This is a genomic window from Frankia sp. CoWAU3 (assembly GCF_977971855.1).
Map to the genome: position 1 here is coordinate 13,885 of NZ_CDWWXB010000030.1, position 4,056 is coordinate 17,940.

A 4,056-nucleotide genomic window follows, 5' to 3' on the forward strand; every position below is an offset into this window, starting at 1 on the left:
GGGTGGGGATGGAAGCGACCCACGGCGTGTCACGCCTCCACGGTGTCGGGAGCTGCCGAGCCGAGAGCCGCCGGGTCGGGAGCCACTTCGAACGAGGTGACGAGGAACTCCTCGCCGGTGACGATGGTGACGCCGGCCGCGCCGCAGGTGCCGCAGCGCAGCGCCCGGTCCGCCAACTCGCCGCGGGTCCCGCACACCCGGCAGCACACACTGACCGGCACGCTCTCGACCTCCAGCACAGACCCGGCCAGCACGGACCCGGCCAGCACCTGCCCGCCGGGGGGATCGGCGCCGTTCTCCGGCGGCCCAGCGTTCTCCGGGGGCCCAGCGTTCATCAGCTCCCAGCAGTAGGCGAGGGTTTCCGGCACGATCTGGCGCAGCTGACCCACCCGGACGTGCACCCGGGTGACCGGCCGACCGGCCGCGTGCCGGGTGACGACGCCCGCGATCGATCGGCAGACGGACAGCTCGTGCATCGCCCGGTCCTCCCCCGGCACCCTCCGGCGACCCGCCTGATCCGGTGACCCGCCCGAGCCGGCATCGCACCGGCTCACCGCTTCGCCGGGCCGCGCCTCGGCGCTCGCCCCACGGGCGTCGATGAGGGCGGGCTGGGATGGCCGGTGCATGCCCCACTCTCGCCCGGTCGTGTGCGCTTCACCAAACCGCACTGCGCGTTGGTGACTGCGCGTTGGTGGCAGCCTCCGCGCACTGTCGATGGGCGTCCGGCGTTGGGGGACATAGCGTTTGCTCTGCCGGAAGTCTCCGTGAGGCGACGGGCCACCCGACGATCACCCGACCCAGCGGCTTCTGATCACCTCGCCGGAGGGCTCGGTCCGCTCGTGGAGGTGGGCGGTGCGGCGGACCGCGGTGCCGACCACGGCCCGTCCGACGAAGGGAGTACTGATGTCATCCGTGCTGTGGTTCCAGGGCGGGGCGTGCAGCGGCAACACGATGTCCTTCCTGAACGCCGACGAGCCCAACGTCGTCGACCTGATCACCGACTTCGGGCTGGAACTGCTCTGGCACCCGTCGTTGGGGCTGGAGAACGGCGCCCAGGCCCGGGAGCTGTTCACCGACTGCGCGCGGGGTGCGCGGCCGGTCGACATCTTCGTCTTCGAGGGTTCGGTGATCCGCGGCCCGGACGGAACCGGCAGCTTCGACGTTTTCGCCGAGCGGCCCATGCAGGACTGGGTGCGTGAGCTGGCCGCCCGGGCCCAGGTGGTGGTGGCGATCGGGGACTGCGCGTGCTGGGGCGGGATCCCCGCGACGGCGCCGAACCCGACGGACTCCACCGGGCTGCAGTTCCACAAGCGTGAACGCGGCGGTTTCCTCGGCCCGGACTTCCGGTCGCGCTCCGGGTTGCCCGTCGTCAACATTCCGGGCTGCCCGGCCCACCCGGACTGGATCACGCAGATCATCGTGGCGCTGGCCACCGGCCGGGCCGCCGACATCGCGCTCGACGAGCTGCACCGGCCACGGACGTTCTTCACGACATTCACCCAGACCGGCTGCACCAGGGCGGAGTACTTCGAATACAAGCAGTCGACCCTGGCTTTCGGGGACGGGACCCGCAAGGGCTGCCTGTTCTACGAGTTCGGCTGCCGCGGCCCGATGACCCACTCCCCGTGCAACCGGATCCTGTGGAACCGCCAGTCGTCGAAGACCCGCGCCGGCATGCCGTGCATCGGGTGCACGGAGCCGGAGTTCCCGTTCTTCGACCTCGCCCCCGGCACGATCTTCAGGACCCGGAAGGTCGGCGGGCTCATTCCACGGGAGGTGCCGGCGGGCAGCGGCCACCTCGGCTACCTGGCACACGCGGCAGCTGCCCGGATAGTCGCCCCGCAGTGGTCGAAGGAGGACATGTTCGTCGTCTAGCCGGCCGGTAGCCGGTAGCCGGTAGCCGATGACCGCGCGTGCTCCGACCGGAGACCGCGAGGAACGGACGAGGGGAAGAGAGGATTCCAATGGCCACCGTCGATCTCAACGTCAGCCCGTTGGGGCGCGTCGAGGGCGACCTCGACGTCCGGGTCACGATCGACGACGGGGTGGTCACCTCGGCGTGGACCGAGGCGGCGATGTTCCGGGGCTTTGAGATCATCCTGCGCGGCAAGGACCCGCAGGCGGGCCTGATCGTGACCCCGCGGATCTGCGGGATCTGCGGGGGCAGCCACCTGTACAAGTCGGCGTACGCGCTGGACGTCGCGTGGCGCACCGAGATGCCGCCCAACGCGACGCTGGTCCGCAACATCGCGCAGGCGTGCGAGACGTTGCAGAGCATCCCGCGCTGCTTCTACGCGCTGTTCGCCATCGACCTCACGAACCGGAAATACGCCTCCTCGCCGCTGTATGAGGAGGCGGTACGGCGGTTCGCGCCCTACACCGGCAGCAGCTACGGCCCGGCGGTGGTGCTGTCGGCCAAGCCGGTGGAGGTCTACGCCATCTTCGGCGGGCAGTGGCCGCACTCCAGCTTCATGGTGCCCGGCGGGGTGATGTGCGCGCCGACGCTGTCGGACGTGACCCGCTCCATCGCCATCCTGGAGCACTGGAAGGTCAACTGGCTGGAGAAGCAGTGGCTCGGCTGCTCGGTGGAGCGCTGGCTGGCCAACCGTACCTGGCAGGACGTGCTCGCCTGGGTGGACGAGAACCCCGCCCAGCACGACAGCGACTGCGGCTTCTTCCTCCGGTACTGCCTCGACATCGGCCTGGATAGCTACGGCCAGGGAGTCGGCAACTACCTGGCGACCGGGACGTACTTCGCCCCCGACCTCTACACCCGGCCGACCATCTCCGGCCGCAACGCGGCACTCATCGGCCGGTCCGGGGTGTACGCGGGCGGCGGGTACTTCGAGTTCGACCAGGCCCGGGTGCGGGAGGACGTCACCCACTCGTTCTACGAGGGAACCGAGGCGCGCCACCCGTTCGACGGCGAGACCCGGCCCATCGATCCGGCGCGCGGCCGGGAGCAGGGCAAGTACAGCTGGGCGAAGTCACCCCGGTACGAGGTGCCGAACCACGGATACCTGCCGTTGGAGGCCGGGCCACTCGCCCGCCGCGTCGCCGCCGCGGCTCCCGGCGCGGGTGCCCACCAGGACGACGACCCGTTGTTCGGGGACATCCTGGCGGCCATCGGCCCGTCGGTGATGGTCCGCCTGCTGGCCCGGATGCACGAGGCCGCCAGGTACTACCAGTGGACGCGGGCCTGGCTCGACCAGCTGGACCTGCGCGAGCCGTTTCACCTCAAGCCGGTGGAGTACACCCAAGGGCGCGGCTTCGGTTCCACGGAGGCGGCCCGCGGCTCGCTCTCGGACTGGATCGTCATCGAGGACAGCAAGATCGCGAACTACCAGGTGGTCACCCCGACCGCCTGGAACATCGGCCCCCGCGACGGCTCCGAGGCGCCCGGTCCCATCGAGCAGGCCCTCGTCGGCACGCCCATCGTGGATCCGGAGAACCCGATCGAGCTCGGCCACGTGGCCCGCAGCTTCGACTCGTGCCTGGTCTGCACGGTCCACGCCTACGACGGCAGGACCGGCCGGGAGCTCAGCAGGTTCGTCATCAACGACAACCTATGACCGGGACCGACCTATGACCGGGGATCGCGAGGCGGGTGCCGCCTCGCGGCCCCCGGTCGGGCCGCGGGTGCAGGTCGATCCGCCCGGTTTCGAACCACCAGGGTGCGAGGTGGCCGTGATCGGCTGCGGCAACCTGCTGCGCGGTGACGACGGGGTCGGGCCGATCCTGGTCCGCCGGCTCGCCGAGACGGGCGTCCCGGCCGGAGTGCGCCTGGTCGACGGGGGGACCGCCGGGATGGACACGGCGTTCGCGATGCGCGGCGCGCGCCGGGTCGTGGTCGTCGACGCCAGCCGCACCGGGGCCGAGCCCGGGACCGTGTTCGAGGTCCCGGGCGCACAGCTGGAGAACCTGCCCCTGGACACGCTGCACCCGCACGCCTTCCGCTGGGACCAGGCGCTGGCGTTCGGGCGCTGGCTGCTCGGCGACGGCTACCCGGACGACGTCGTCGTCTACCTCATCGAGGCGGGCGGCGTGGAGCCCGGC

Annotated in this window: 4 protein-coding genes; 3 read left to right on the forward strand and 1 reads right to left on the reverse strand. The window is 71.2% G+C overall.

Annotated elements, in window-relative coordinates; genetic code table 11:
* Positions 1-29: 29 nt before the first annotated feature.
* Complete coding sequence (locus AC08ON_RS05180; protein WP_476606600.1) at positions 30-476, reverse strand: hydrogenase maturation nickel metallochaperone HypA; 447 nt, start codon at positions 474-476, stop codon at positions 30-32.
* A 427-nt stretch (positions 477-903) separates the two neighbouring features.
* On the opposite strand from AC08ON_RS05180, the gene AC08ON_RS05185 reads away from it, so the two are divergent.
* The 3 genes from AC08ON_RS05185 to AC08ON_RS05195 form a co-directional block, all read left to right on the forward strand.
* Positions 904-1,875, forward strand: a complete 972-nt coding sequence (locus AC08ON_RS05185) for an NADH-quinone oxidoreductase subunit B family protein (protein ID WP_476606599.1) — start codon at positions 904-906, stop codon at positions 1,873-1,875.
* An 89-nt stretch (positions 1,876-1,964) separates the two neighbouring features.
* The gene (locus AC08ON_RS05190) at positions 1,965-3,572 is read left to right on the forward strand and encodes a nickel-dependent hydrogenase large subunit (RefSeq protein WP_476606598.1); all 1,608 of its coding nucleotides are present in this window, start codon (positions 1,965-1,967) and stop codon (positions 3,570-3,572) included.
* 13 nt (positions 3,573-3,585) lie between these two features.
* On the forward strand, positions 3,586-4,056 hold a 471-nt coding region (locus AC08ON_RS05195; protein WP_476616542.1), incomplete at its 3' end, for a hydrogenase maturation protease.

Excerpts from the sequence above, each read along its gene's own strand:
- AC08ON_RS05180 (WP_476606600.1), bottom strand. The coding sequence starts at position 476 with ATGCACGAGCTGTCCGTCTGCCGATCGATCGCGGGCGTCGTCACCCGG.
- AC08ON_RS05185 (WP_476606599.1), top strand. The coding sequence starts at position 904 with ATGTCATCCGTGCTGTGGTTCCAGGGCGGGGCGTGCAGCGGCAACACG.
- AC08ON_RS05190 (WP_476606598.1), top strand. The coding sequence starts at position 1,965 with ATGGCCACCGTCGATCTCAACGTCAGCCCGTTGGGGCGCGTCGAGGGC.